The sequence below is a fragment of the Rhodopirellula sp. SH410 genome, assembly GCF_055811895.1.
In genome coordinates, this window is the sequence record NZ_CM147949.1 from 1,922,881 (window position 1) to 1,949,861 (window position 26,981).

Genomic DNA, 26,981 nt, shown 5'->3' on the forward strand with positions numbered 1-26,981 from the left:
GATGGCTACGTACGAAACGCCTGGCGTTTATATCGAAGAAAAATCTGGGGGACCACGACCGATTCAGGCGGTTGGGACGAGCACCGCCGGTTTTGTCGGTCGCGCCCCTTCGGATGCGTACTGCAATGAAGCGATCCCGATCGATAGTTGGACGCAATTCGTCGCCAAGTTCATCGTTTCTGATAGCGGCTCTTTGGGAGATATAGCCGAAATCGTCAAGGACGGTTCTCAGCAGTACCTCGCGCACGCTGTTCAAGGTTTTTTTCTCAACGGCGGCAGTCGCTGCTACATTGTCAACGTCGGCAAAGCCGGATCGTTGGAAGGTGGAGCGGGGAAGCGACAAGGGATCGATTTGCTGGAAGAAAAGGACGAGGTATCCATTGCGGCGACGCCTGGGTTTTACGCACCAAGCGACCACAAGGCGCTGGTGGCCCATTGCGAACGACTTCGCGACCGCGTCGCTATCCTAGACCCAGGCAAGGATATCTGCGATACGCTGGACGTCGAGCTATTGAAGGAGATAGAAAAATCACCCGCACAGCGGAAAATCAAAACCGAGGGCGAGATTGAACAATCGCAGGGTCTCTATCCTGGAGAATCTAAAGACGGCTTCGCCGCCTTCTATGCACCTTGGATCACGGTTCGAAACCTGTTCCAATCCGATCGCGAAAAAGGTGACTACCGGATCAACGTGCCGCCGTCGGGGCACCTCGCTGGCATCTATGCCCGGACGGACGCCACGCGCGGAGTTCACAAGGCCCCCGCCAATGAAAGCGTCCGCGGTGCGATCGACGTCGGCTACAACTTTACCGATGCAGAACAGGGGCCGTTGAATCGTCGCGGAGTCAATTGTATCCGGCTCTTTTCTCGCGAAGGGATCACTGTTTGGGGAGCCCGAACGCTGGCCGCCGAGGCGAGCGAGTGGCGGTATTTGAATGTTCGACGACTCTTCAACATGATTGAGGAGTCGATTGCAAGCAGCACACGTTGGGTTGTCTTCGAGCCGAATGACATGTCGTTATGGAAGTCCATCCGCCGCGATGTCAGTGCGTTTCTTCGCAACCTATGGCGGGACGGTGCCCTAATGGGAGCCACGCCCGAGGAAGCATTCTTTGTTAAGTGTGACGCGGATACAAACCCGCCGGAGGTGATTAACGAGGGACGCGTCGTCACCGTGATCGGGATCGCGCCCGTCAAGCCAGCAGAATTCGTGATTTTTCAGATCAGCCAGACACCCGGTGGCTCAGAGGTGGAGTGATGTGAGTGCGATCGTGTCCATTCAAATCATCAACCGTCATTGACGTACTACGCAGGAGTTCCCCATGGCCGAAAGCGGCAAAATCGTCGACCCTTACCGCGCCTATAACTTTAAGTTGGAGATCCAAGGTGTCACCGAAGGACACTTTACGCATTGCAGCGGATTAGGAGTTACGGTGAGCGATATCAAGTACCGGGAAGGCGGCGTGAGTCAGATCGTCCGTCGCCTACCAGGGCAAGTTGATTATGCCGACGTGACACTGCGCTATGGACTTACCAACTCGACGGAACTCTGGTCCTGGTTCATGGCATCGGTCAGCGGCAAAGTGGAACGGCGGAATGTGTCGGTTGTGATGTTGAATCCCGATGGCGTCAACGAGGCACTTCGTTGGAACTTGATCAGCGTTTGGCCCAGCCAATGGCGGGGCGCACCATTAGATGCGTTGACGCACGAAGTAGCGATCGAGTCCGTGACGCTCGTGTTCGAAGGGCTGGAACGAGGCTAGTGTTTTGTCAAACCTCAAGACCGGAACTGTTACCCCGAAATCACGAATCGAAGAAGTCGTGATTCGTTGCCTTCTTTAACTCTCCAGGTGAATGTTCAGTGACCGTGGACGAAATTCGATCGGCGATCATCCACAAGCTGGCTGGCGAGCTTCGTGCTTTGGCCGAGCAATTAGAGGCCAGCGCTGATGATCCGTCCGCAGATCTACACGGTATCGCAGACGAGTTTCTGGAGAGTGCGGGAACCAGAGCGGGGCACCAGCGTGCGGACGCCCGCCAGGAGTCGCCGCCTGTCCATTGGCTCGCGGACATACGCGAGCGCGCCCCGCACTTACTCGCCCAGTTTGGCCTCGCCTCCGAAGACACCCAGCGTGGGGAAGAAACCCGACGCGATGAGAAATCGCAGCTGGATGAAAAATCGCAACTCGATGAAGGCGGTGGGGAGAAAAGTTTTTCCGCGCAGCCACCTTGGGTAACAGCAGCTCCGTCGCTTTTTGATTTGCCGTCCGCCGACAACGCCAAAACCACGCTCCAGATGCCTTCAACGCGACCGACGGACGCCGTCTCGGACGCGACCCAACACCATCCTCAGCAACCGGCTTCCCCGCTCACGACTAACGATTCATTGGTCCGCCCGCAGGCTCTTTCGACAGGTAAGATGAGCGGCAGCAAAGAAGTTGCTCGTAGCGAAACTTGCCAAGAGTCTCGAACCGCCGAAATTCCTGGTGATTTTCGCTACGACGGGAATGAAAATGCCTGCCGCTCGCCTAAGCAGCAACGCTGTTCAGCGGATCCGCCAGCGGACTTCGACAAACCAATCATGGCTTCAGAAAGTCGCCAGCGCACCGACGCACCACTTCCGGTTCCAGCGGTTGTCGAGCCGTTGCGATCGAACCCGGTTGCTGAGACTCGCGAGACAGGGATGGCGTCACGACAAGTCGAAGCAACGCTCGTCTGCGAAGGCCAATACAGCAACTTGTCGGAGACCTCATCCAATTCGCTGAAGCCTCCCGTCGCAGCGAGGAAGGAGCAACAGTCTTCGATCGCAACGATGCGAGTGATCGAACCACCAGCGTCGACGGAAGACTCGCCCCAGCATGGCACCCCTAGCGAAACGAATCCACCCACAGAAACGAACCCGCCTCGGGGAGCGATCCCGCCGGCAGAAGCGATTCCACACGCAGACTTAGCCGCTGCTCGCGAAACGCCGCCGGTTCAGCACATACCCTCCGAACAGTCGCCACTTGAAGACAAATCACGCTTGGAAAGGCGCCTCCTGCAGCAGGCTGGCGTGGACGTCCACGCCAGCACTCTTGGTCGGTCGGCCAACCGAAACAGTCGCGACGTGCCGCTGCAGATGCACGATCGCGAAGTTTGGCAGGCAACCCAAGAATCTGGCGTTCTGGAGCCTCGTTATCCTACGGCACTCCTGCGGACCGAACCGCCAGCAGTCGAGAGTGGGACACTGGAAACAGCATCACCCACGCATCCAACCACTGAACAACGTGAGTCCATTTCCGCACAACGTCTAGGGCCACAGCGTTCAGGGCCTTCTGGAAATCGCGCAAGCACGTCCGACGTGAACTCTGAACGTGTTGTGCTAACGAAATCGGATATCGCTCAGGCTATTGCGCCGCCGGACGTGTCTCGTCATCCTCGGCGATCCGCCACGAGACGGCTTGAACCATTTCTAGCTGAACCACTCGCGAAGCCCCGAGCGGTTGATCCGTGGCCTGAGTTGCCCACTGAGCCTTTACTGGACTGGCATGACGCACTAACAACGCAACGCCTTTCAACGCAACGGCGCGGCAGACTCGAGCGGGAGCATGAGGGATTGTGGAACGCGTAATCTTTCTCATTGAGAGCACCGGCGACCGATTGGGTTGTTTGCTGAATCCCGAGAGCGTGACGGTCAATCGCCTTGCGGGAATACGTCCCCGCCAGTCGGTGAGCGGACCGGTCAGCGGTGCGCGCTTGAGCGACGATCCCCTGCTCTATACGGGCGGTGGCCTGACGGAGTTAAAACTCGATTTGTTGTTCGATACTTCTGTTGCGGGGTCGACGATTCCGTCCGACGATATCCGCGACTTGACCCGGCCCCTCCGCGACCTGGCGGAAAACGGTGCTCCGGTCCATGGCAGCCGACAGGGCGGACCGCCTGTGGCGACGTTCATCTGGGGCAAAGCCTGGAACATTCCTGGCGTGGTAACCAACATTGCCGAGAAACTGGAGTCCTTCACACCGGACGGTATCCCACGCCGTTCATGGATCCGGCTCAAATTCTTACGTGTCGGTCCGCGCGTCGGCCGCCAACCTCGCGCCGAGCGAACCCTAACGCCGCTCTCTCAATTTCTCTCGTCGAGCAGCGGGCCACAGGAATCGGCACGGCCAGCGTTTCAGCCTGATCGGCTGATGACGCACGAAGTTGTCGGCAGTAGCGATCCGATCGCTGGCGGCGGCGAGCGGCTCGACGAAGTCGCTACGCGTTACTACGGAAATGCTTCGCTGTGGCGTTTGATCGCAGCGGCCAGCGGCATTGACGACCCGCGCCGAATCGCGGCTGGAACGTTGCTCAAGATCCCCGTCTTATCCTCACTGAATCGACGGCGATGAGCACCATTACTGACATCCCCGAAATCGTGGTTCAAATCGACGGTCGCCGTCTGGAGATGAATGTCATGCAGTGGCTGGTCGATGTCCACGTCCGGCAACGTCTGTCACTCCCCGCCCAGGCGGAGCTCACCTTCCGGGTCCCCGTCGAGATGTCTGCGGATGCACTGCTGGCCGAGCCAGGAAACGCGATGTCGATCGAGGTCGCTCACGGCGATGATCTCTTTGACGGCCAGGTGACCGCCATCGAATATGAATATGGGCCGTCTCACGAGCAAGTCATTCGGATTCGCGGATACGACCTCATGCACCAACTTCGCAAACGCCAATCCGTGCGGTCGCATGACGAGATGAACCTCACCGATCTGGCCACCGCCTTGGTCTCAGAGATGGGACTGCATGTCACGTCATCGGTCGCCGGACCGAACCGGCCCAAGCGGGTCCAATTCTGTCAGTCGGACTTCGAGTTGCTTGCGGAAGCGGCGGATTCGTGCGGCCAGTATTTTGTGCTTCGTGGCAACACGCTGCATCTGACCACGCTCGAGGGCGCGGGAGACATCGTTGAATTGACCCTGGGGATTGACTTGCTGGAAGCCCGCGTCGAACTCAACGCCGAGATGAGCTGCAAGTCGGTGACAACAATGGCCTGGGATCCTTCACGCGTCGAACTGCATCGCGCCGCCGCGACCCGGGCACGCGTGGGCACGAAAGTAGGTGCCAAAGTCTCGTCGACGACGTTTGGCGGGACCGGCAGGCGAACCATGGCCGACCGCTCTGTTTCGAGCAAGCAAGAAGCCGAGCAACTCGCACAGGGGGAACTCGATCGCCGCGTCGCTAGCGAAATTACGTTATGGGGCGTGGCGGACGGCGATGCTCGGCTGCGTCCGGGCACCACCGTTTCCGTGACCGGTGTGGCGCATGCGTTGGAAGGCAATTACGTGGTGACCACGGTGACCCACTCGATTGATGACCGAAAGGGTTTTGTCTCGGAGTTCTCGACCGCTCCCCCGCCACCTCGCCAGTCCTCAACACGTGGCCCGCTCGCGACCTGGGGCATCGTGACGAGTGTCAAGGATCCCGATCGTCTCGGGCGCGTGCAAGTCAAACTACCAACCTACGACGATCTGGAATCATGCTGGATGGGACTCGTGACACCCGGTGCCGGTCTTGGCAAGGGGATGGTTGTCATGCCGGATCGAGGCGACAACGTCCTGGTCATGTTGGCCAACGGAGACCCGTCGCAAGGCATCGTGATCGGCGGTCTCTATGGAACGAATGGGCCGCCCGACGATGGTGGAATTGAGGGCAGTTCGGTGCAACGCTTCACACTGCTGACCCCCGGCGGACAACGTGTCCAACTGAACGATCACAACAAGTCGATCCGTGTCGAAAATAACGACGGGAGTTTTCTTGAGTTGACGCCCAGCCTGGCCCGACTCCATGCCGCAACCGATTTGACCCTCGATGCGCCGGGCAAGTCAGTTTGCATCCGCGGCAAAGCCATCCGTTTTGAAGAGGCCTGAAGTCCAATGAAAATTCTCACCGAGAACGCCGACTTACGTTGCAATCACCAAGTGGGCGTGGTCGATGTCGTCGCCACGCAATCCCTGGTCACGATCAACGGTCGCAACGTGGTGGTCGAGACCGACCCCGTCGGTCGCCCCATCTCCGGTTGTCCCAATACGGGACTGACGATCAAGCCGTGTACCGGAACGGTCACCGTCGATGCTGGCTATTCGAGTTTTGTCGAGATTCAAAGTCGCCGCGTCTGCCTCGATACGATCACCGGCCTGACCGACGGCACGCCGCCGGGAATCGTTCATTACAAAGTCATCAATCCCGGACAACGCTTCGTCGATCAGGGCTGAGACCGCCTGAAGTAACGCCACCCGTTCTGTAATTTCGCCGACTAAATCACGATGCCTCCCATAACAGAAACCAACCTTCGATTCGTTCTCCCCGACCGGCAGACGGGTTCGGGCCAAAGCGGGCTCGTGATCGCGCCCACGGGTGGTTTTGATCGAGTGGCGGGCGACGCTGCCGTCCGCCAGGCGATCTTGTTGCTGCTGCGGACAGTGCCCGGCGAACGGGTGATGCGTGCCGACTACGGTTGCAACTTACACCGTCTGGTCTTTGCGCCCAACGACGATACGACCGCAGGCCTAGCGATCCACTACATCCGCGCGGCCATCGATCGCTGGGAACCGCGTATCGAAATCGTTCGGCTGGATGTCGGAGCCGACGAAAGCCGCCCTGAGGTGCTCGCGGCCACCCTGCAATACCGAGTTCTGGCGACGCAGCGTCTGGATGACCTGAACTTCACCGTTAGCCTCGACGGGGAGGCTCGCTAATGGCGCTCACGCCTCCGAATCTCGACGACCGCACGTTCGAACAGTTGCTTGAAGAAGCGAGACAGCGGGCGGCCAAGACCTGTCCGGAATGGACGGATTGGTCACCGGGCAACCCAGGCGTGACGCTGCTGGAGCTGTTCGCCTACCTGACCGAGACGATGATCTATCGTCTGAATCGGCTGCCGGACAAAGCGTATGTGGAATTCCTGAGATTGATGGGCGTGCGGCTTCATCCGCCTGCCGCCGCCCGCGTCACACTGGAGTTCATCCGCGACGAAAGCTCGGCGGGAGACGATGCCCCACAGACCCCCATTGCGATCCCCCGCGGAACTCGCGTGTCCCACCGCCAAGGTGACGCGGGCAGTGAAGTCGTGTTCATGACGCTCCGCGAAGTCGTGCTGGAAGAGGACCAGCCAGCAGTGTCCGTCGACGCGTTGCACTGCGAGCAAGAAATCGGCGAAGCCGTAGGCGTCGGCACGGGAATGCCTGGCCAGTCCGTCGCCATCACTCGGCCGCCGGTCGTGGCCAACACAGGCGAAGAAGATGATCTTGTCATCGGCGTGCAAGTCGGCCTCGATGAGATCGGCGTAGCACGTCACCGGCAATGCGAGGACCGTGTCTATCGCGTCTGGACCGAAGTCGAACATTTCGCGGAGAGCACCGAGACCCGTTTCGTCTACGTCGTCGATCGCGTCAGCGGTACGATTACGTTCGCGCCGTCCATTCATACCTTTGACGGCAGCGGCGCGACCGACCGGCCTCAGACGCTCGCGGAAGTACCGGGCAAAGGTCGCGAAATCCGAGCTTGGTATCGTCGCGGCGGCGGTACGGCAGGAAATCTGGCGGCCCGGACTTTGACCGAACTGCTCGACCCAATCGACGGCCTACGCGTGGACAATCCGGCGGCCGCGACGGGTGGCCGGGAAGCCGAAACGCTGAGCAACGCCCTGGTTCGCGGCCCGCAACAACTTCGGTCGCACGACCGCGCGGTGACCGCCCGTGACTTCGAACGAATAGCCGCCAGCTTTGGCTCGGTGGCGCGAGCCCACGCCGCCGCCCAAGCCGAACTTTGGGCTCATGCCGAACCGGGCACGGTCGAGATCACGTTGGTCCCCGAGGTCTTATCAAGCGAACGGCCCGCTGGGGAACTGACGGTCGACCAAATGCATGCGAAGCAAACCCGCGATGCGACCGCCCAGATTCAAAAGACGCTTGATGCCACCCGTCCCCTCGGCTCGAAGGTTGAACTTCACTGGGCCGATTACCGAGTCGTCCGCGTCCATGCCTCCATCCGAATCTTCCGTGGTGAAGACAAAAACAAGATCAAGACGCTGATACGCCAACGACTGAACGAGTTCATCAGTCCGCTGCCGACACCGTCGATGCCCGGTGGTTGGCCGTTCGACCAGAATTTGACCGTGGGGCGGTTGTACGACGAAGTCTTTCGGGTGCCCGGCGTGAAAGAAGTCGATGACCTGAAATTGTGCGTCGACGACGTGCCCGATCAACCGGTTCACGCCATCGTGGCCGATGCCTTTCAAGCGTCGACATGGCATGCCATCTCTGGCAATGGCCTTTTTCGCTCGCTCGACAATGCCGAAAGCTGGCAACAAATCAAACTGGGGGTCGCGCGGGAGGAGGGTGAGCAGTTGCACCTTGTTCGGACCCATGCCGGTCGAGCCGGCTTTGTCGCCGCCACGGGGAATCTGGCGGGTGAGGACAACGTCGCGTGCAACATCTACTACTCCGCCGATTGCGGTCGATCCTGGAAACTGGCTCTCCGGACTGCGTTCGCAGTCCACGACCTCGCTTGGATTCAACGAGGCCAGCAACCGACGCTGCTGCTGGCCACCGCCCAGGGACTCTATGAGTTGGCCGTCAAGAGCGGCGAATTAACGCAAGTCGTGCTGGCAGGCATCAATCAGCCTGATACGGGTTTCTGGGCGATCGCCGTCGATACCGATTCTCAGGGCCAGCCGGTGAGCGTGGCCGTGGCCGCCAAAAACGACCAAGGCGTTTGGCTGTCGTATGAAGCGGGCCATTCCAAAACGTTTTTGAGGATCGGCCTCGAACACGAGGATATTCGCTCGCTGTTGTTTCAAACCACTGCCACGCGCGGCGATCTCTGGGCAGGTCCCCGGGTCACTGGCAATCGTCCCGGCCAGGGATGCTTTTGTTGGGGCGGGCCGGTCGAAAAATGGAAGCAGGTGGTGGCGGGATGGCCTGACGGTGCCGGTTCGTGTCTGGCCCTGGCGTCTTATCAATCCCAATTGTTTGCCGCGACCTACGGCGGTGGGGTCGTATGGCTGGACTGCGCCCGTGCGGATGCCCTGCGGTGGCGATCGCCGGCAGCCGACTGCGGTCTGCCCCGTGGCCAGGAGTCTCACCGTTTTCAACCGATCGAGGCCCTGGCGATCGAGCCTCGGCAAGGCGACGTGATGGCCGGTGGCAAACTTGGTGTCCACTGCAGCCAGGATTGCGGACAGTATTACGAGAGTGTTTGTCACAGCGAGTTTGTCAATCGCGTGCCACTGCCACGCCTGACGTTGTTCTGCGCGGGTGAGCACGTACTTGAAGTCGAAACGGAGGGGCGACCTACCGATCTAAGGTCCGGGGAAGGTCACTAACATGCAAGCCACAGAAATCAAAAACCTGTTGCCCGGTGTCTATCGCCGGACTTGGCGACCCGGCAGCCCGCTCGACGCGCTGCTCGAAGCCATGCATGCGCTCCAGGAACCCGACGAACTGAAACTGGACGAGCTACCCCGCTTCCTCGACCCTCGTCAGACGCCGGACCGGTTTGTTCCCGAACTCGCGCGGTGGGTCGATCTCGACCATTTGTTCCAAAATAGTGTGCGCGAGGGCGACGTGTCATCGGATCCGGCCATGCTCGACCGGCTGATGCCATCCGGCCTGGGACGCTTGAGAGAATTGATCGCCAATGCAGCGTCTCTCGCCCAATGGCGCGGGACCCGACATGGGCTGCTGATGTATCTGCAAATCGCCACAGGGCTGGACAGCTATGAAGTGGTCGAGAACTGTGACGGGGCCGATCAACCCTGTCGGTTTCACATCTGTGTCCATGGTCCGGCTGCGGCTGAACGCCAGCGGCCGTTGATCGAAGCCATAATCGCGGCGGAAAAGCCTGCCCACTTAACCTTCGAGTTTGTGACCGCGCCAGAGGGAGCGAGCCATGCCGACTGAGCCCATCTCATCCAATGTGCTGACTAGTAGAAGCAATGTGCCCACTGGCCAGGCCCATGCACTTGCCAAGACCTTCAATCTGCATGCTCCTGGCGGTACGCAGCGCGAGATCGACCTCCGCCAAACGGACGGTCACGCCGAAGTGATCTTCAGCTTGGAAAACAACAAGTTTCATCCCGCCAGTGGTCACCTCAAAATCGAATCGCTGAAACCTGCCCAGAGCGATTGGTTCCAGGTCGCCGGCACCGCGCACCGCGACTTCCAGAGTCGCGAGACGCTGGACTTCCGAGTGCTGATCGATATCCCGCCCGACACGCCTGCTAATACGTTTGAATTCACTGTCGTCGTCAACAGTGAAACTAATCCCGAGCAGGATTTTACGGTTCAGGAAGATCGCGCGATCACGGTCGACTGGGCACCGATCCCCCAGATTAAACGCATCAAGCTGTGGCAATGGGCGCTGATGATCTTGTTGCCACTGGCGCTGTTGGGCGTTGGTGGGAAATTACTGTACGACTGGTTCAACCCACCCCAGTCGCTGGACGCTTTGCGGCGAGCCAACCAGTTCGCTCAAGCGGCCGTCAACGAAGGTGCTGAGAAAACTCAGTGGCGCAACTATTGGGACAGTTGCACCATTCAAGGTCAGCACAAGTTGCTCTATTGGATGGGCTATAAACTGCACGAGGATGCTGACAATCCTGACTGGAAGGGACAACTCGAGCAATGGCTGCCATCGTTCGGTTTAACGCTCACGAACTTACGAGAGTTTAGCTCCCCGCCTCGCCAAATTCGCGCGTACCAAGCGACCGATGCGACCCGCGAAATGCGTCGAGAGATCGAGTCGAAAGGCCATAGCGTGAAGAACTTCTTTGTCGCCGCCGCGAGCTGGAATCAGTTCGACGAGCAGGACTTCGCTGCATACGAAATACGCAAGGGGAAAGGTCTACTGGGCCCGGACGAAGGAAAGTTTTCGTCACTCGAAAAGAAGAGGGCCTCGTCACTGCAAGAGTTCCAATTCTTGCCGCTAGCGAAACAAGACGTGAAAGTGACCCTCGCCGACCGCTTCGCCAGCTTTGTGGCGGTCTCATTCGCTGATTTGAAGGACGATGACAAGACTTCGCCAGGAAAATCGCCGATTTACAACGCCAAAAATTACTTTTTGCTGGAGAGCTCCGGCGAGACGTTGGTGCAAGACGTGGAGACGGAGAAGATATCCGACTACGAGAATGCTAAAGCCGCATTGAAAAAGTATCGAGAAAATGCGGTACTGCTCACTTTCTTTAAGGTCGATGGCGTCTGGCTGATCGACGATTTTTACGAAGTCGGCAACGGCAATCCGGCACAGAGATTCTTAGGTCAGTGGATGACGCTCAATGAGGCCCCAAAAACAAACGAACGCAGACAAATCCAATCGCTGGAAGTCAAGCTGGAAAATTCCGATCAAGTGCAGATCGTCGTTGCGTTCAAACCCACTGGGCAGAACGACAAGGACGTTGATCATGCGGATTTGGTGGCCGGACCATCCGACTTCAACCTCACACCGTCGCCCCCAGAAAATGCCGTCGCGCGGATCAAAAATGAATTCATCATTGTGAAAACGGGTGAGACGAGCCTCTTTCCGATTCGTGAATACCAATTGACTTCAACCAATATCGACAATTGGCTGATCCTGAAAGACCTGAGCAAGACGGGCGATGACGACGGAACCGCAACAGACATTCACTTGTGGCGGACTGATGGGACACCTACCGCCGACAGTTCAATATCTCGAAACCTCGCCTCGCCGAAAAAAAATATTGTCGTTGGCATGAGTTGGTTGGACGCCAAATCAGTGCTAAACAGCTTTGGATATACAAATCTCATTCCTCGAGGCAACAAAGAAGGAGACAAGGTAGAAGAAACGAGCGTCGTTGAGAACGTGCTGTCGGTCGATCAGCAGTCAAACTCGTTTAATGAACAATTGCTGCATGAAGTGTCGCAAGAAGGTGAGTTGCCGCGGATCAACGATCCGTACCATCCGCCCGAACTCGTCATTCGCTACACGGCACCAAAGGATACGACAGCAAAGGCTCTGGGAAAATAATTCACATGTCATCATTGCGAGTCGACACTCCTAACGAGCAACGCACGCTCTACCTAGATACCGACGGCAGGGCGAGCGTCGTCTACACCGCGCATAACGTCGGCGGACCGTGGGTCGCCGGACGCGCGGACATCATGCCTGAGGATGGAGCCCGAGGCGAATGGTTTCGCATCATCGGTTCTCGTCACCGCGTGTTTCGCGACCAGGAGATCCAACAATTCAAGGTCGGCGTGAGCATCCCAACCGATACGCCCCCAGGAACCTACGGTTTCCGACTGCTTGCCATCAATGAAGATAACCCCGAAGGCGACTACACCCTGGGTGAACGGATCACGCTGCATTGGAACCCTGGAGTGGTCAAACGGGTCAATCGCACCGTGATGAGTCTGTTAATCGCGGTGGCTCTCGTTGGAGCACTGGCCATCGCGGCGGTAATCTACCTGGTCGCAAACCGTGAGATCCGCCCCGAGGAAACGCTGCGGAATGTGAACCGCGCCGCGAGTAGTGGTCGTTGGGATGATTATTGGGATTGCTGGACGCCGGAAGGAAAAGACGAACTGCTCGTCCGCGCCGCACAACTGCTGCAACAGTCTGAGCAGCAGCAGGACCTCGCCGTTTGGTTGCGCAGCTACGGAATCCGTCCCGGCGATATCCAGGGCGTCAGCCGTTACGCGATGGCGGGCGACGCCGCCGTGGCCGAAACCGCTCGCAAGTTAAAGGATCGTTTTGACGATACGGCCATCGTAGACGATCCTTCGGACCCATTTGATCAGGGAAAAGATTTCTTTGTCGGCGCGGCGAAGTGGCTCGAAGATGCTCACGAAAACGACTCCATCGCCGCCCACAGTCGCGAGGAGTTTCGCCAAAAGCTGCAGTTCAAACTTGACCAGGTCGTCGACATCGACGACGACCTTGCCCAGAACGTTGCCATTTGGGATGGACATTGTGCTACCGATCCCGAACCAACTGCAAACGCCTTGCGGATCATTTTCCACAATGCCGATGGCCACTGGCTGTTGCACGACACGTACCCGGAACAGCTCACGCGGCGAACGGTCTGGGTCCCCTTGCAAAGTCGAAGCGAACCGATTGCCAATATGGGCGACATCACGCGAATGGAAACCACCAGCCAGCCGGTTAAGAAACCCGGCGAATTGGAATACGACGAAACAGTGCTCTTCGTTACCGAACCTAGCGGCGGCTCGGGTCAAGCTATCCTGCCGGAACTGGAAACGCGGAGATCGCCGCTGCGCAAAGGTACTGCCGCTAACGAGCATACGCTGGGTAAGTTCGTCGTCAGTATTGTGCCCCCATTCCTGTTGCTGCGGTCGCAGCCAAATGCCGAACCCCAAATTTTCATCGAGCGTGGAGCCAGCGTGAATGCGGGCTATTTCCAGGATCGACCCATCACAGATGTTGACCCAATCCTGAACATTAATCCGTTTGCGGACGAGCTTCGATACTGGGCCGGCGAGAAGCTGCTGACTGTCATCCCGAGTTCGGGTTATATCCACGCCATTTATCGCGGTCACGATCCAACTGAAGAATTTGAAGCCGCAAAAACCGCCGCTGAAAAAGCTGGCGAAAAACAGTCCAACAATACCGTGGATAAATCTCAAACGCCAGCAGCAGATACTGTTGATGCCGTACCGATCATGAATCTGAGCTCCGTCATCGAGCCGATCAATCCGCGTACGCAGCTTCCACTGTTCGATCCCAACAGCAACATCAGTCCCACGGCAACGCAACAATTCCTGATCATCGAAGTAGTGAGTGACGATCCATTGGAACTGGATGTCAAATCCAATCCCGCCATGAAATCGTTGCAGCGCGATCTGACCCGCGAAATCAAACTAGCCAGTCAACCATTGCCACAAAATGCACTGACGTCAAGTCAGGCCGTCGCTGCAGGTGGTCTCCCGCCAAGTGCTGACGACTCGGAACAGGCCAACGCCGAAGCAGCGATACGAGACATTTTGGACCGCAAAGGTTTTGATTACTTCATCGATTACAAGTACAAACCCGACGAAGGTTGGTTCGACTGGGGGTGGGTCATCCAAAACGGACGTCGACGATTGCGTCTGACACTGAACCGCTTCGGGTACGAACTGTCGCCTAGCGAGAGCGCCGACCTCTGGGGTGCCAGCGCGTTGGCGTTTCGCCAAAGCAGCGATGGGCTGCGATTGTCCATCGGTGACGACCAAGCCAACCTCCTGCTGGACTCGAATTTGCAATTCGACGTGCCGCAGAACACTTGGCGATGGTCAAACGAGGCCAAGCAACAACTCGCTTCCCTCCGAACCGGACTCGACCAGTCGCTGGGAAAGCTCGGCCTGCCCGCTGGCACCAGCAGCTTGCAACTGGGCCGCCGACCCGTGGTCTGGTCCGGTACCTCGACCGTGATGCCCTACAACAAGCTGGATTTTGCGCTGAGCAGCGATCGGTCGCCGGAAGACGAGGCCTTTGGCAGTGTCGCCATCAGCCCCGATGCCCAGTGGCTTGCCGGAGGAGACTCGACCGGGCAGCTGAGAATCTGGCGGCATCATCGTGGTCAATGGAAACTGGCCCAGGAAGCGAAGCTCGGCGAGTTTCTACGCAGGTCGTTCCCACAACTGCGCTTCCAACTGCGAAACATCGCCTTCGGTGCCGATAGCAGCCAGATCGCCGTGGCAGTGACGGTACTGATGGAACCGAAAACCCCCGAATCGAATTCAGCCCAAAAGGACGGTCCGCCAAGCCTCGGTTACGTGATGGTGTTGCACCGTTACTCCGAGTTCTTGCCCTTCTACATCATGCCGCAATTGGCCGTCAGCGGCACCGCACCGCTGTGCGTCGCCTTCAGCCGCGATCAGTCCAGTCAGTACCTGGCGGCCGGATTAGCCAACGGTCAAATCCGTGTTTGGACGAAGTCGGGCGATCGATATGAAAGCGAAAGGACCATCGAGTCGATCGACAACGGCCGCAGCCCCGTGCTCAGTCTGGCCTTTGGCCCCGCCAGTCAACCCGAGTGGCTCGCCGCCGGGGCTGCCAACGGCAGCGTGCAACTGGGGAAGTGGAACGGAACAACGTGGACGTCCGCTCCTAGGTTCTGGTCATACGGCAGCAATCGAGTCCCGGTGCAAGCGGTCAGCTTCAGTCCCCACGGTGCCGTGTTGGCCGGCGTCACCTACCAAGGCCTGCGCCTGTGGCAACTGAACTCACTTGACGTCGAAACACAAAACTAGAATCAACGCACAACCTCAACATGAAACGCAACCTCATCATTGTCGCCGTGATCGTCTGCGTCCTGTTTGCCTTGCAAGCGAGCGGCACGGCGATCAGTCTGCGTCGCGGCGGGGGCGGCGGCAACGGCAGCCTGAAGCAAGTCGAGAAGCAGCATCCCTGGATCAACACACTCAAGGTGCGAATGAACCGTGCGTTCGACACGCACGTCGACCTGGTAAATGACTTGACCGATCCCAGCGACGACTGGAACGGCGACGACTACATTGACATCGCCGGAAAAGGCTCTCGCACACTGGTCGTCAACCCATCCATCGACAAGACGATTCGTGTATTGCGGCTGCGCAACGACGAAGACGACGTCACGGTCAACGTCATCTGGACGCCACGCGCCGACCCGAACGCGGCTTGGTGGGACGTCACGGCCAAAAAATCCCCCACTCAGCGCTTGCAACTCCGCCCCGAAGCCGAACAAACCCTCGTCATCCTCAAAGGCGGCGGCACCCTAACCTTCGAGACCAAAGGCGACGACGATGCATGGGTCGAGTTCAAGGTGGATGAGTGAGCTGCTTCTCAAGTCTGCGGTACAAAAGCCTTGGAAGTGTTCGGGTGCGATCCACGTAATGCGCCCTTGATTTGCTGGGATTGGTATTCATGAAAAGAGGCTTCCTCCTGCAAAATGTTGGTTCTCACACTAACACCGCAGGAAAGGAAGCCTCATGGATGTCAAAGCTAACGTCGGAAGCCTTATTCACGCAATCGCAACTGATGAGATTGCGCAGTTCACTGGCCAAATTGCCGACGATTTGCGGCAACAAGTCACCATGCTGCTGGAGTTGTTCGCCGGGAACGACCCGACACCTTCGCGAACGCTTGACCTGGAAAATGCTCTTCAAGACCATCTTCGGGAATTCGGACGCAAGTTGATACAGTGGCTCGTTTCTCGACTTGAACCGGAACTCTCGCAGATGCCCGGAACGATCAAGCACCAACGTAAATCTTATCGTCGCTTGGCCGAAAAAACGCCACGGACCGACGTTGTCACGCGGTTCGGGAAAGTCACAATTGTTCGCGCCCGCTATCGACGCGGTCGATCCGGTCGAACGATTTTTCCGCTCGAAATGTTGCTTGGCGTGGAGAACGGATTCACGCCCGCAGCGGCGACCCGCGTCGGCAAACAATTTGCTGCCGCAGGAAGTTCTCAAGGCCGAACGCTGGAGTTGGTCGAGGATCAAATGGGTACGAAAATCGGCACCGAGAAGCTTCGCAAACTCGTCGGCACACTCGCTGGTGGCATGGAACCCTTTCGTGAGCAGGCTCAGGTGGACAAGTTGATGAAACTGGTCGAGCAAGCCCGGCAGCGGAAACTGAAGCCGGTGCTGTCGGTTAGTCGCGATGGTGTGGCCTTGGGCTTGGCACCATGGAGCTTCTTCGAGATGGCGAGCGTGGCCTGCGTGAGCGTGTTGGCTGACGGCAAGAAGCTCGGTACAGTCTACCTGGGCTGCACTCCCGAAAGCAATCAAGTCACGCTCTCGACGCAATTGACCAGCCTGCTTCAATCGACGATCCGTCGCTGCGGTGACTGCGTGCCGGAGATCGTGTACGTCAGCGATGCCGGCAAGGTCGAGACGGCATATTGGAAGAACACGTTGCGGAAGTTCTTCGTCGATGGCGTGCGGATCAAGATCACTCGCGTCGTGGATTACTACCATGCGGCGGAGCGTCTGACGACGATTGCCAAAGCGCTCAAGTTTGGCAAGAACAAAGGCAAGCGGCAGGAGTGGCTTGAACATGCTCGCTGGTTGCTGCTGCAGCCCGGCGGACACGGAAGGATGCTTCGCAGTATCGCGAAAATGCGAGAGCTACATAAGTACAAGGCGTCAGAGAAAGAAGAAGCCGTCAAAGCGGAACGATACCTTCGTCGCTACAGTCGTTTTATGAATTATGCTGAGATGAAATCACGAGGCTACCCAATCGGTAGCGGCGTCGTGGAATCGGCTTGCAAGCAAGTGGTCAGCGAACGGATGAAGTTGTCCGGCATGCGTTGGCACAAAACCGGCGGCCAAAGAACCATGAGCTTACGCTGTCTGCTACTGAGCGGAATTTGGGATACTGTCTATAGGGCTTGGCTCAACTCAAAACCAACCGTCAGCGAACTTATGAATTCGGGAACCCTGTGAATTACCGACTCGATGAGCGCAGCACCCAGATCGCACCCAAGTGTTCGCTAAAGGACCAGATACTATGTATGGGATGAATGGGGGATACTGCCGCGTGCAGCAGCCACGAGACTTGATAATCCCACATTATTTCCATCCGACCCACTATCCGACCCGTTGTGTTGCTGCTCGTCGCCAACACGATGCTCACGGTGAACCCAAGATCCATGAAGACCACCGAATAGTAAGGTCCCGAGTCCCGCTAGGCCAAACGCAGCATTAACACAAGTCTGTTTCGAGTCGTTGGTCAAAAATATTGAGACCATAATGGCAATGCTTGCGGCTATTTGCAACAGACTCTTTATGATCGAAGAAACTGATTTACATCCGTCAAATTCAGTTGCATTGGAAATGCAACTAACGAACTCGATCAACATCCAAAGAAATGCTGGGACAAAAACAATTGCGATTACGATCGGTTGATTCTCGCTATTGGGGAGGAGCGGCTGACTACCCGTTTTAGAAATATTGTAAACGATGGAGACAATCCCGAATGCAAATGCGGAAAGAGCCAATACCACCGTGAGCAAAGAAGTCGCAAAATCAAACCAAGGTTTAGTCCCTGAATGACAAAAATTGTAGCATAATACGAACGCCTGCCCGATAATGAGAAAGGAAATCAGTAACGCGTAGATCGACCACACAAGGTTTAAATTATTGGGTGCCGAAAACGATAAGCAAAGCGAAACTACCGCACCAAAGACGAGCCATGAACTGAAAGCGATGTTTGACAAGAATCGACTCGTTCCGTTTTGTTCAATATCACGAATTGCGGATTTAGCTGTCTTGCGGTAGGCAATAACAGACCCCAGAGCGAAAAGCAAACCAAAGACGAGTACGCCGATCAAGATCCCACGAGTTGCCCAGGGCTCGTTAATCGAGGCTGCGAGAGCGAGCGCACCTAAAGCATTCAGGACATCGCCGCGCGCCCTTCCTGATAGTCCGGGATCTATTTTGTGTGGCATTGATTATCAATCCGGTGAGCGTTGTACGGAATTATCGGGGTTTACTTTCCACAAACACTTTCACGCAACAGTCTTCCCTATCGAAATAACCGCCCCGATCAGCAACAGAATCGCCCAGATGACTGCCATTATACACACCACGATCGCGGCCAGGGCGTCGGTGATGCTGACCAATACCGATGGTACCATCCCTTGCAGGAACGTCACGATGAGACTGCCCAGCATCGCAGTGATGACCATCAGCACCAGACCCTTGTTCTGAATGAATCGCTGATGTGCCAGCACCAAGCTGATGCAGAAGCCCAGTCGAAGCGTTGAGATGATTCCCAGCATCGCTGCGGCTTGACCCGTCGGAAACGTTCCCCACTTGATCAGGTAAAAGATCGTTCCAAAGGGGAACGCGAACAGCAACGTGATCATGATGAACAACAAAATCATCGTGACCGTGATTCCAATAATGGCCAACAGCAGGATCACGAGCGAGAAGACCAGCGTCGCCACACCCTGGTATTTGACGTGAATTCGCTCGGGCACGACCAACGCCATCAACATCAACGTCACAGTGAACAGTAGTATTCCGTCCAGTAACGCCATCGCCGGAAGCCCGAACCCCGGCGGCTGTTCGTGATCGTCCAGCGCTTCGTGCAGAATCCCTGGCAGCTCGTCGTCGTCGACTTGCCCCTCTAATTGGTCCTTCAGCAGTTGCTTGAGCGACGCCTCCGGCGGCGTGAACATCCGCTGCAAAAACGCCACCTTCTGCAAATACGGCGATCCGGTCTCCAGTCCCACGATGATCGCGATCAACAACACCGCAATGACGAAAAATGGCGTGCGTAGGCGTTCCAAGTTGCATTCACTCAACAGACGCGGTGAATTGTTTCAGTCTTGAGCACTTGTCCATAAGTCTTCAGTATTATCGAGAACCGTGGCTCGCGCCAAAACGTCGCATTGAGTTAATTGTAACGAATTCCTCGCCCGCTTAACTCTTGAAAAAGGTGGCCAGTCGAGGCGTTGCCACTCCAACGCGTGGATTCTAGCGCCGGGAACAAGCAAACGAAGTTGCTGCATGCAAGCATAGTCCCCCCGCCGACCAAAGTCGAGGAATTGTCCGCATGCATAGCAGTTACGGTTAAAGGTGTTCGGTGAAAGTTTAGTTCCTGGGGATTTCTTTTGAAATCTTATCGCTCAAGCGAGTTGTTAGACAACGGGCAGTTTCTGAACGTCGGTGCTGGCGCCATATCGCAGATGACCTGAATTGTAACGACTATTTTTAGGTCGCGATTACGCTGTGGGACGTTTGATGTGTGATGTCGATAGCGATGTCAGAGTAACACACAACCCAGCTCATCTCGGATGAAGAAGAAGAGGGCCACTCACTTTTCAGTCCGGGCTGCGACTTGTCTTTCGGCCGATTTAACTACGGTCCGCTCCTCACAGAATGCCGCCACCGATCATCGGGCTGATTTTTCTCTGGCTCTCCGATATCGACGCAGCAGCGACCCCGGATGGTATTAGAACGGGATGGTTTTCCAAGCGGGGCAGGCCGACGATAGCCCGAGTGGGTTGTCACGGGCACAAAGTCAACCTTGACCGCGACGGCTGGCTTCCTCCGCGCGATGTGCGGGGCTACCCGCTGCTCGCTTGAACGCTCCCCAAATCGGTTCACGACGTCGCACCAGGCATGGTTATTCAAACCAATGCGAGTGATGATCGGCCGCAAACGCGAGGGGATCGCACCGGCGTTGTGACTGCGGAGTTGACGTCCCGTCCACGCGACAGCGAATCGATAAAACTCGCGATTGGTGGTGGATCTTGTTGAAAATCCCATCGGCACCGGATCTTAACGAGATCCACTACGCCAGTTGCGCGAATCGGGCTGAGGTCGACGTAGGCCGCACACGCCAATGAACTCACATCATCGAGGGGCACCTGTGCCCGAAAACGTCCTTTCCAGAACCATCCCTCGCAACGCGATGGAAATCGGGATTGGCCGATCTGACCAAATCGGGATAATTGACTTTTCCGCACTCAAATCGCTCGTTTGCTGGCTGGAGCGGTACCACCGCAAACAAATCACGGAAGGTCTCCCATGCGCCCCGACGGAAAACCCGCCGCTGTCCCCCCCCGCGCCTATCGTCGCCATCGATAGTAAAAGCGGTTCCTCTCGATCGCGTGTGGGAGCATGCGATCGACCCGCAGACCAAACATCGAATTCTGCAACTCCTGTCGCAAGCAGCGGCCAAGTCATCACTGAAGTCGCCCCGCGGCGAGGAGGACAGTGATGAATAATTTTGCAATTAGCGCGAAGGCAGTTCTCGAAGCGAGCCCAAGGAACTTCCTTCATCCGAAAGTGACGGCGGAGCATCTCGAGCTTGATGCGGCCGTGTATGTCAGACAGTCCACCTGTGCCCAACTACGAGTTCATCAGGAATCAACCGCACGTCAGTACGCGATGAAAGATCGTGTCATTGCACTGGGCTGGGAGCCCGACAAAGTGATGGTCATTGATGACGATCTTGGTCTCAGCGGAAGCGGCAGCGCCCAGCGAGAAGGTTTTCGCCGACTGCTCGAATTAATAACCGATCAAAAAGTCGGTCTTGTCGCGGGACTCGAAATGAGCCGCTTGGCTCGCAACTCAAAGGACTGGAGCGATCTGTTTGAAGTATGTGCGATTTTCAATACGTTGATCGCAGATGAAGATGGTGTCTTTGACCCCCATGATCCGAACGATCGACTTGTCCTGGGCCTCAAGGGAATCATCAGTGAGATGGAACTGCACACCATGAAGGTCCGGCTGGAAAGAGGGCGTTTGAGCAAAGCTCAGCGCGGGGAGTTGTTTCACGATGTTCCGGTTGGCTATGTCCTCGACGCGCGTGGAATGCCACAACTCGATCCTGACGAATCCGCACGTCACGTGATGAAAATATTCTTTGAACAATTTCAAGTGATTGGTAGCTCTCACGCCTTATTTCATTATTTGTCCGAGCATCACATTCGACTTCCGTTTCGCAACCGACAAGCAGGGGGCACGAACGAGATCGACTGGCGTTTGGCGGCCAAGACGACCGTTTACGAGATGCTCAAACACCCGCTCTACGCTGGCGCGTATGGCTATGGACGTAAAAAAAAGTACGGTCTTAAATCACCACAAAAAACGTCAAAAAAACATCTTCCGCCCGAACAGTGGAAGGTGCTACTGCTTGATCGACATCCTGCTTACATTACATGGCAGCAGTACTGTGATAACCAACAACGTCTGGCCGAAAACGATAGTCGTCCCGACCGCAGTGGTCCGGTTCGCGGTGGCACAGCGTTGTTAGGTGGAATCATCAAGTGCGGCCATTGTGGTCGTCGCTTGTCGGCCAACTATCCGAAGAATTCTCATTCAATGTATGGCTGCTTTCGCCACCGAACGGTCGCCGCTGCCACGCCATGTCACAGCTCGATTCGTTGTGAGATATTGGATAGCTTCGTTGAAAGTAAAATCCTTGAAGCTCTCTCGCCAGCAGGCGTCGAACTGAGCCTGCAAGTGATCGAGAATGAAGAGACGCGGAGGCAACAAATGGAGAAACTGTTTGTTGATCGCGTCGAGCAAGCACGTTATGCGGGTGCGATCCACGTAATGCGCCCTTGATTTGCTGGGATTGGTATTCATGAAAAGAGGCTTCCTCCTGCAAAATGTTGGTTCTCACACTAACACCGCAGGAAAGGAAGCCTCATGGATGTCAAAGCTAACGTCGGAAGCCTTATTCACGCAATCGCAACTGATGAGATTGCGCAGTTCACTGGCCAAATTGCCGACGATTTGCGGCAACAAGTCACCATGCTGCTGGAGTTGTTCGCCGGGAACGACCCGACACCTTCGCGAACGCTTGACCTGGAAAATGCTCTTCAAGACCATCTTCGGGAATTCGGACGCAAGTTGATACAGTGGCTCGTTTCTCGACTTGAACCGGAACTCTCGCAGATGCCCGGAACGATCAAGCACCAACGTAAATCTTATCGTCGCTTGGCCGAAAAAACGCCACGGACCGACGTTGTCACGCGGTTCGGGAAAGTCACAATTGTTCGCGCCCGCTATCGACGCGGTCGATCCGGTCGAACGATTTTTCCGCTCGAAATGTTGCTTGGCGTGGAGAACGGATTCACGCCCGCAGCGGCGACCCGCGTCGGCAAACAATTTGCTGCCGCAGGAAGTTCTCAAGGCCGAACGCTGGAGTTGGTCGAGGATCAAATGGGTACGAAAATCGGCACCGAGAAGCTTCGCAAACTCGTCGGCACACTCGCTGGTGGCATGGAACCCTTTCGTGAGCAGGCTCAGGTGGACAAGTTGATGAAACTGGTCGAGCAAGCCCGGCAGCGGAAACTGAAGCCGGTGCTGTCGGTTAGTCGCGATGGTGTGGCCTTGGGCTTGGCACCATGGAGCTTCTTCGAGATGGCGAGCGTGGCCTGCGTGAGCGTGTTGGCTGACGGCAAGAAGCTCGGTACAGTCTACCTGGGCTGCACTCCCGAAAGCAATCAAGTCACGCTCTCGACGCAATTGACCAGCCTGCTTCAATCGACGATCCGTCGCTGCGGTGACTGCGTGCCGGAGATCGTGTACGTCAGCGATGCCGGCAAGGTCGAGACGGCATATTGGAAGAACACGTTGCGGAAGTTCTTCGTCGATGGCGTGCGGATCAAGATCACTCGCGTCGTGGATTACTACCATGCGGCGGAGCGTCTGACGACGATTGCCAAAGCGCTCAAGTTTGGCAAGAACAAAGGCAAGCGGCAGGAGTGGCTTGAACATGCTCGCTGGTTGCTGCTGCAGCCCGGCGGACACGGAAGGATGCTTCGCAGTATCGCGAAAATGCGAGAGCTACATAAGTACAAGGCGTCAGAGAAAGAAGAAGCCGTCAAAGCGGAACGATACCTTCGTCGCTACAGTCGTTTTATGAATTATGCTGAGATGAAATCACGAGGCTACCCAATCGGTAGCGGCGTCGTGGAATCGGCTTGCAAGCAAGTGGTCAGCGAACGGATGAAGTTGTCCGGCATGCGTTGGCACAAAACCGGCGGCCAAAGAACCATGAGCTTACGCTGTCTGCTACTGAGCGGAATTTGGGATACTGTCTATAGGGCTTGGCTCAACTCAAAACCAACCGTCAGCGAACTTATGAATTCGGGAACCCTGTGAATTACCGACTCGATGAGCGCAGCACCCAGATCGCACCCCGTTATGCAGTTGAGGTTGCTGAGCGAGGCTATCGTCATGTTGATCCGGCCAATCGTTTGGTAGCGGCACAGTTGGAAAACAATTGGGAGCAGTCGCTCATTGAACTGCAAGCCACTGAGCAGGAATTGAACGAGCTACGAGGCCAAGTTTCAACAAAACTCGCACAGGCTCAACGCGATGTGATCCTTCAGTGTTCTCGCGATGTGCATTCACTTTGGAACGAATCGTTAAGCATTGTCGATCGTAAAGAGATCATTCGACTGCTACTACAACAAGTGATCGTAGCGGTCCAGAACAACACTCAGCGTGTCGACGTTCGATTGCAGTGGCGAGGTGGATATGAGAGCGTCTACGAGATAACACGAACGGTCACACTGTATCCGCAGATGGACAACTATCGTGAACTCATGACACGTATGCTTGAGTTGGTTTTGGAAGGGCGTCGAACTCCTGAGGTGGCCAAGATACTTGAGCAAGAAGGCTATCGTTCGCCGCGGCACACCAAGCCGATTTCAGCGTCGATGATCGGTAAGCTGCTAGCGGACGATCCAACAAGTCGTCAGCAACTGACTGCCCCCGAGCCACTTGATGACCAATGGCTTGGTAGCGATCTCGCATCCGCGATTGGAGTCGCTGAGAAAAAATTGAAAGACTGGGTGACGCGTGGTTGGGCGATTGCCGACCAACGACCGTTCGGACGCGTCTGGTTGTTCTGGGCAGACGAGAACGAGGTACAGCGATTGCGTCGGTTATCTGAGCACCAAAGCGGTCAAGGTCGCCCTGCACCACCAGAATCACTTCGGACCCCGCAACGTACTGTCCGAAAGACAAGCTAGAAACTCACGCAGCTACTGCGTAAGCACATGACAAATTCAACTTCTTCCAATTGAGAGTTTCGACGCATGGCACCGCACGTTTCCAAAAGTGGCCGCGAGCTTCGTTCTCGACGTTGCGTTTCATTGCTTGCCCCGAATCTCTTTGGGCGTCACGGAATCGAGGTTGGCGAGCGATATGTTTGGGATTGGTGCTGCTAATGGTCGGGCCGTTGGCCCTACGACGATGACTGGTGTCTACGACCGCAGGCCGATGGCCTGGGCTAGGTAAACTGCTAGGGCTTCGCCCCGAAGCGGGTGTGCTCTGCGAATAACCCCCGTCACATTTGTTTTCCTCGCCTTTGGGTGTTGGTCGCTCTGTTGTCATGGGCATGGATTCGACCACGAAAAACACGAATGACACGAATTTGACCCACGCTGACAATTCGTGTCATTCGTGGTTCAAACCTCGAAGCTCAGGGGGGCATCGCACCTTCTCAAGGGCGGCCTGTGTGAAGGTCGGGGCAATGTTGGTCGCTGCGTTGTCATGGGCATTGATTCGACCACGAATGACACGAATAACACGAATTCGATCCACGCTGACGATTCGTGTGATTCGTGTCATTCGTGGTTCAAACCGCACGCTGGTTGCTGGGCGGGCTTGCATGTCTCTCTCGACCGGGAATTTGCTGAGCGACGCAGCGCACTTCACTCGCGATTGTCTAGCCGCAATGAATGCGAGCCGTGCGGAGGATGTGAAGCAGAAGGTTTCATTGATGTCCCCTTCGCAAAAGTGCTGTGTCCCGCAGTCGCCTCGCGATTGCTGGCCGTGCGTACTGCTTGCCGGCCTGTTTGGGTCCATGAGTACTCGGTTGGCTGCGATCCTGTCGACCGCTCAGGGCGTCGAACCGAGCTGGTTTTCTTCTGCATTTTCAGCTGGCCATCAATGAGCGGGTCATCGTCGATTGCCAAGCGATGTCGAAATTCAATCATGTTTTCGCGGCCGGGTGCTCGATGTACCGGCGATGAATGGGAATCGCTCGCTTTTGCGGGGCCATTTTTTGGGTATCGGCGCATGGTTGAATCTGCCTAGACTGCCGGTTCGCGCCGCCTGGGGTGAACGATTCACTCGCCCGGCTGACCCAACGCATCGACGGAGACCTAAGGCATGGATGCCACGTTCAATCGCTCGGACTCGGACTGCGCCCGGCAACGTTTCGCACGTGCATTTGTGTTCAGTGCCGTCTTGGTATCTGCGACGCTGAGTGCGGCAGTGTCCCAAGCGGCGAACTTTCGCACCCGAAATTTCTTGGTCGAGGCCCCCACGCCGCAGTTGGCCCGCCAGGTCGGTGACGCGGCGGAGCGATTTCGAGATGAATTGGCGACGTACTGGACCGGTTCGACCCTGCCGCCCTGGCCGACCCCATGCCCAGTCCGCGTCGTCGCCGGCGCCAATCTCGCCGCTCAGGGCGTGACCACCTACAACCCTGCTCCCGTGCGTGATTTCCAGATGGAAGTGATCGGCACCCCCGAGCGAATTCTCGACAGCGTGCTGCCTCACGAAGTCACCCACACTGTCCTGGCGACGTATTTTGGGCGCCCGCTGCCCCGTTGGGCGGATGAGGGAATTTGCACGACGGTTGAACATGCGTCCGAGCGTGCCAAGCACGAAACCAAGCTACGCGAGTTCTTAGCGTCGCGGCGTGGTATTGCGATGAACCGCTTGTTCCTGCTGACGGAGTACCCGCAGGATGTGTTGCCGATGTACGCCCAGGGCTATTCGGTGTGCCGATTTTTGATCGAACAACAAGGTCCTCAGACATTCATCGGGTTTCTCAAAGACTACATGCAGCGGCCATCATGGACCGCCAATGTGCAAAAACATTACGGTTACGAGTCACTGGCGGAACTGCAGGAGTATTGGCTGAATTGGGTCGAAGCGGGCAGCGGCCCGGTGGAGCAGTTCGTCAAAGCGGATGTTCGCCCTGCCACCTCACCTGCGGCGTCGGTCGCGGCGCGGCAACCCAGACCAAGCGCTGCGCCGAGCAACCGTCGCGACAGTCTCGCACCGGCATCGGCGTTAATTGCCGCCAGCACACCGCAGCGAAAACGCAGCGATGATCTTGAGAACAATCTCGTTGCGGCGAATGATCGCGGGCGACTCGCGGAGTCGAATGCGGGTGGAAGCTGGTACCATCGCCGGGCCGTTGGCAAGAACGCGGCGGTCGAGCACGAGGCACCACCGGCCGCAGCGCCGCTGAGCGACGAGCAGTTGGCGGGCACGTTACTAGAGCGGCCGCTTTCTGCGAATCGCACTCAGGATCCAGCAACACCTCGCTGGGCGCCACCCTCGGTCGCCGAGAGCGGCCGCTACTCCTCGGCAACTCCGCAAGCGGAAACGATGGGCTCGATGCGTTCCAATTCCGCGATGCTCGATTCGCCAGCGGGATCGCAAGATTCGAGCGGCCCCCGTTCGAGCATCTGGCGATAAGAAAATGCCTGGAAATCGGGCGTCAGGCGGCATCGTGCGAACGCG

At 56.9% G+C, this 26,981-nt stretch carries 20 protein-coding genes; 17 read left to right on the forward strand and 3 right to left on the reverse strand.

All coding sequences use genetic code 11. The features are described from left to right. Window position 1: 1 nt before the first annotated feature. The 13 genes from SH410x_RS07250 (at window position 2) to SH410x_RS07310 (ending at window position 17,411) form a co-directional block, all read left to right on the forward strand. A complete protein-coding gene (locus tag SH410x_RS07250; protein WP_473675823.1) occupies window positions 2-1,258 on the forward strand; it encodes a phage tail sheath family protein in 1,257 nt (418 codons plus the stop codon). Between the two features lie 64 nt (window positions 1,259-1,322). Further along, a complete protein-coding gene (locus SH410x_RS07255) occupies window positions 1,323-1,763 on the forward strand; it encodes a phage tail protein (RefSeq protein WP_473675824.1) in 441 nt (146 codons plus the stop codon). A gap of 98 nt (window positions 1,764-1,861) precedes the next feature. Next, window positions 1,862-3,610: a hypothetical protein gene (locus SH410x_RS07260; RefSeq protein WP_473675825.1), complete on the forward strand. Its 1,749-nt coding sequence runs from the start codon at window positions 1,862-1,864 to the stop codon at window positions 3,608-3,610. Next, a complete protein-coding gene (locus SH410x_RS07265) occupies window positions 3,598-4,374 on the forward strand; it encodes a CIS tube protein (protein WP_473675826.1) in 777 nt (258 codons plus the stop codon). The genes SH410x_RS07260 and SH410x_RS07265 overlap by 13 nt, the downstream gene beginning before the upstream one ends. After that, on the forward strand, window positions 4,371-5,894 hold the full coding sequence (locus SH410x_RS07270) for a phage baseplate assembly protein V (protein ID WP_473675827.1): 1,524 nt from the start codon (window positions 4,371-4,373) through the stop codon (window positions 5,892-5,894). The genes SH410x_RS07265 and SH410x_RS07270 overlap by 4 nt, the downstream gene beginning before the upstream one ends. A gap of 6 nt (window positions 5,895-5,900) precedes the next feature. Then, window positions 5,901-6,239 carry a hypothetical protein gene (locus SH410x_RS07275; RefSeq protein WP_473675828.1) on the forward strand — a complete coding sequence of 113 codons (339 nt, stop codon included), beginning with the start codon at window positions 5,901-5,903 and terminating at the stop codon, window positions 6,237-6,239. Between the two features lie 51 nt (window positions 6,240-6,290). After that, window positions 6,291-6,722 carry a GPW/gp25 family protein gene (locus tag SH410x_RS07280; protein WP_473675829.1) on the forward strand — a complete coding sequence of 144 codons (432 nt, stop codon included), beginning with the start codon at window positions 6,291-6,293 and terminating at the stop codon, window positions 6,720-6,722. Next, window positions 6,722-9,349, forward strand: a complete 2,628-nt coding sequence (locus SH410x_RS07285; protein ID WP_473675830.1) for a hypothetical protein — start codon at window positions 6,722-6,724, stop codon at window positions 9,347-9,349. The genes SH410x_RS07280 and SH410x_RS07285 overlap by 1 nt, the downstream gene beginning before the upstream one ends. A gap of 1 nt (window position 9,350) precedes the next feature. Then, a complete protein-coding gene (locus tag SH410x_RS07290; protein WP_473675831.1) occupies window positions 9,351-9,926 on the forward strand; it encodes a hypothetical protein in 576 nt (191 codons plus the stop codon). Beyond that, window positions 9,916-12,009 carry a hypothetical protein gene (locus SH410x_RS07295; protein WP_473675832.1) on the forward strand — a complete coding sequence of 698 codons (2,094 nt, stop codon included), beginning with the start codon at window positions 9,916-9,918 and terminating at the stop codon, window positions 12,007-12,009. Before SH410x_RS07290 ends, SH410x_RS07295 begins: the two co-directional genes overlap by 11 nt. A 5-nt stretch (window positions 12,010-12,014) precedes the next feature. Beyond that, complete coding sequence (locus SH410x_RS07300) at window positions 12,015-15,233, forward strand: WD40 repeat domain-containing protein (protein WP_473675833.1); 3,219 nt, start codon at window positions 12,015-12,017, stop codon at window positions 15,231-15,233. A gap of 20 nt (window positions 15,234-15,253) precedes the next feature. Further along, entirely contained in the window at window positions 15,254-15,796 is a 543-nt protein-coding gene (locus SH410x_RS07305; RefSeq protein WP_473675834.1) for a hypothetical protein, read from the forward strand. A 154-nt stretch (window positions 15,797-15,950) separates the two neighbouring features. Then, window positions 15,951-17,411 carry a hypothetical protein gene (locus SH410x_RS07310; protein WP_473673834.1) on the forward strand — a complete coding sequence of 487 codons (1,461 nt, stop codon included), beginning with the start codon at window positions 15,951-15,953 and terminating at the stop codon, window positions 17,409-17,411. Window positions 17,412-17,473: 62 nt separating this feature from the next. On the opposite strand, the gene SH410x_RS07315 is transcribed toward SH410x_RS07310, so the two are convergent. Next, a complete protein-coding gene (locus tag SH410x_RS07315) occupies window positions 17,474-18,415 on the reverse strand; it encodes a hypothetical protein (protein ID WP_473675835.1) in 942 nt (313 codons plus the stop codon). A gap of 60 nt (window positions 18,416-18,475) precedes the next feature. Then, a complete protein-coding gene (locus SH410x_RS07320) occupies window positions 18,476-19,261 on the reverse strand; it encodes a hypothetical protein (RefSeq protein WP_473675836.1) in 786 nt (261 codons plus the stop codon). A gap of 1,435 nt (window positions 19,262-20,696) precedes the next feature. On the opposite strand from SH410x_RS07320, the gene SH410x_RS07325 reads away from it, so the two are divergent. The 3 genes from SH410x_RS07325 to SH410x_RS07335 all read left to right on the forward strand — a co-directional run bounded on the left by SH410x_RS07325 (window position 20,697) and on the right by SH410x_RS07335 (window position 24,469). Beyond that, entirely contained in the window at window positions 20,697-22,049 is a 1,353-nt protein-coding gene (locus tag SH410x_RS07325) for a recombinase family protein (protein WP_473675837.1), read from the forward strand. An 84-nt stretch (window positions 22,050-22,133) separates the two neighbouring features. Further along, the gene (locus tag SH410x_RS07330; RefSeq protein ID WP_473673834.1) at window positions 22,134-23,594 is read left to right on the forward strand and encodes a hypothetical protein; all 1,461 of its coding nucleotides are present in this window, start codon (window positions 22,134-22,136) and stop codon (window positions 23,592-23,594) included. Next, complete coding sequence (locus SH410x_RS07335; protein ID WP_473675838.1) at window positions 23,591-24,469, forward strand: hypothetical protein; 879 nt, start codon at window positions 23,591-23,593, stop codon at window positions 24,467-24,469. Before SH410x_RS07330 ends, SH410x_RS07335 begins: the two co-directional genes overlap by 4 nt. A gap of 427 nt (window positions 24,470-24,896) precedes the next feature. Here the strand turns inward: SH410x_RS07335 and SH410x_RS07340 are convergent, their stop codons facing one another. Then, entirely contained in the window at window positions 24,897-25,070 is a 174-nt protein-coding gene (locus SH410x_RS07340) for a hypothetical protein (protein ID WP_473675839.1), read from the reverse strand. Between the two features lie 543 nt (window positions 25,071-25,613). On the opposite strand from SH410x_RS07340, the gene SH410x_RS07345 reads away from it, so the two are divergent. Continuing rightward, the gene (locus tag SH410x_RS07345) at window positions 25,614-26,936 is read left to right on the forward strand and encodes a hypothetical protein (RefSeq protein ID WP_473675840.1); all 1,323 of its coding nucleotides are present in this window, start codon (window positions 25,614-25,616) and stop codon (window positions 26,934-26,936) included. The last annotated feature ends 45 nt before the right edge of the window (window positions 26,937-26,981 follow it).

Coding starts and splice junctions, on each gene's coding strand:
- SH410x_RS07330 (WP_473673834.1), top strand. CDS start 22,134: ATGGATGTCAAAGCTAACGTCGGAAGCCTTATTCACGCAATCGCAACT.
- SH410x_RS07255 (WP_473675824.1), top strand. CDS start 1,323: ATGGCCGAAAGCGGCAAAATCGTCGACCCTTACCGCGCCTATAACTTT.
- SH410x_RS07250 (WP_473675823.1), top strand. CDS start 2: ATGGCTACGTACGAAACGCCTGGCGTTTATATCGAAGAAAAATCTGGG.
- SH410x_RS07310 (WP_473673834.1), top strand. CDS start 15,951: ATGGATGTCAAAGCTAACGTCGGAAGCCTTATTCACGCAATCGCAACT.
- SH410x_RS07305 (WP_473675834.1), top strand. CDS start 15,254: ATGAAACGCAACCTCATCATTGTCGCCGTGATCGTCTGCGTCCTGTTT.
- SH410x_RS07275 (WP_473675828.1), top strand. CDS start 5,901: ATGAAAATTCTCACCGAGAACGCCGACTTACGTTGCAATCACCAAGTG.
- SH410x_RS07280 (WP_473675829.1), top strand. CDS start 6,291: ATGCCTCCCATAACAGAAACCAACCTTCGATTCGTTCTCCCCGACCGG.
- SH410x_RS07345 (WP_473675840.1), top strand. CDS start 25,614: ATGGATGCCACGTTCAATCGCTCGGACTCGGACTGCGCCCGGCAACGT.
- SH410x_RS07340 (WP_473675839.1), bottom strand. CDS start 25,070: ATGACACGAATCACACGAATCGTCAGCGTGGATCGAATTCGTGTTATT.
- SH410x_RS07285 (WP_473675830.1), top strand. CDS start 6,722: ATGGCGCTCACGCCTCCGAATCTCGACGACCGCACGTTCGAACAGTTG.
- SH410x_RS07270 (WP_473675827.1), top strand. CDS start 4,371: ATGAGCACCATTACTGACATCCCCGAAATCGTGGTTCAAATCGACGGT.
- SH410x_RS07295 (WP_473675832.1), top strand. CDS start 9,916: ATGCCGACTGAGCCCATCTCATCCAATGTGCTGACTAGTAGAAGCAAT.
- SH410x_RS07325 (WP_473675837.1), top strand. CDS start 20,697: ATGAATAATTTTGCAATTAGCGCGAAGGCAGTTCTCGAAGCGAGCCCA.
- SH410x_RS07290 (WP_473675831.1), top strand. CDS start 9,351: ATGCAAGCCACAGAAATCAAAAACCTGTTGCCCGGTGTCTATCGCCGG.
- SH410x_RS07315 (WP_473675835.1), bottom strand. CDS start 18,415: ATGCCACACAAAATAGATCCCGGACTATCAGGAAGGGCGCGCGGCGAT.
- SH410x_RS07300 (WP_473675833.1), top strand. CDS start 12,015: ATGTCATCATTGCGAGTCGACACTCCTAACGAGCAACGCACGCTCTAC.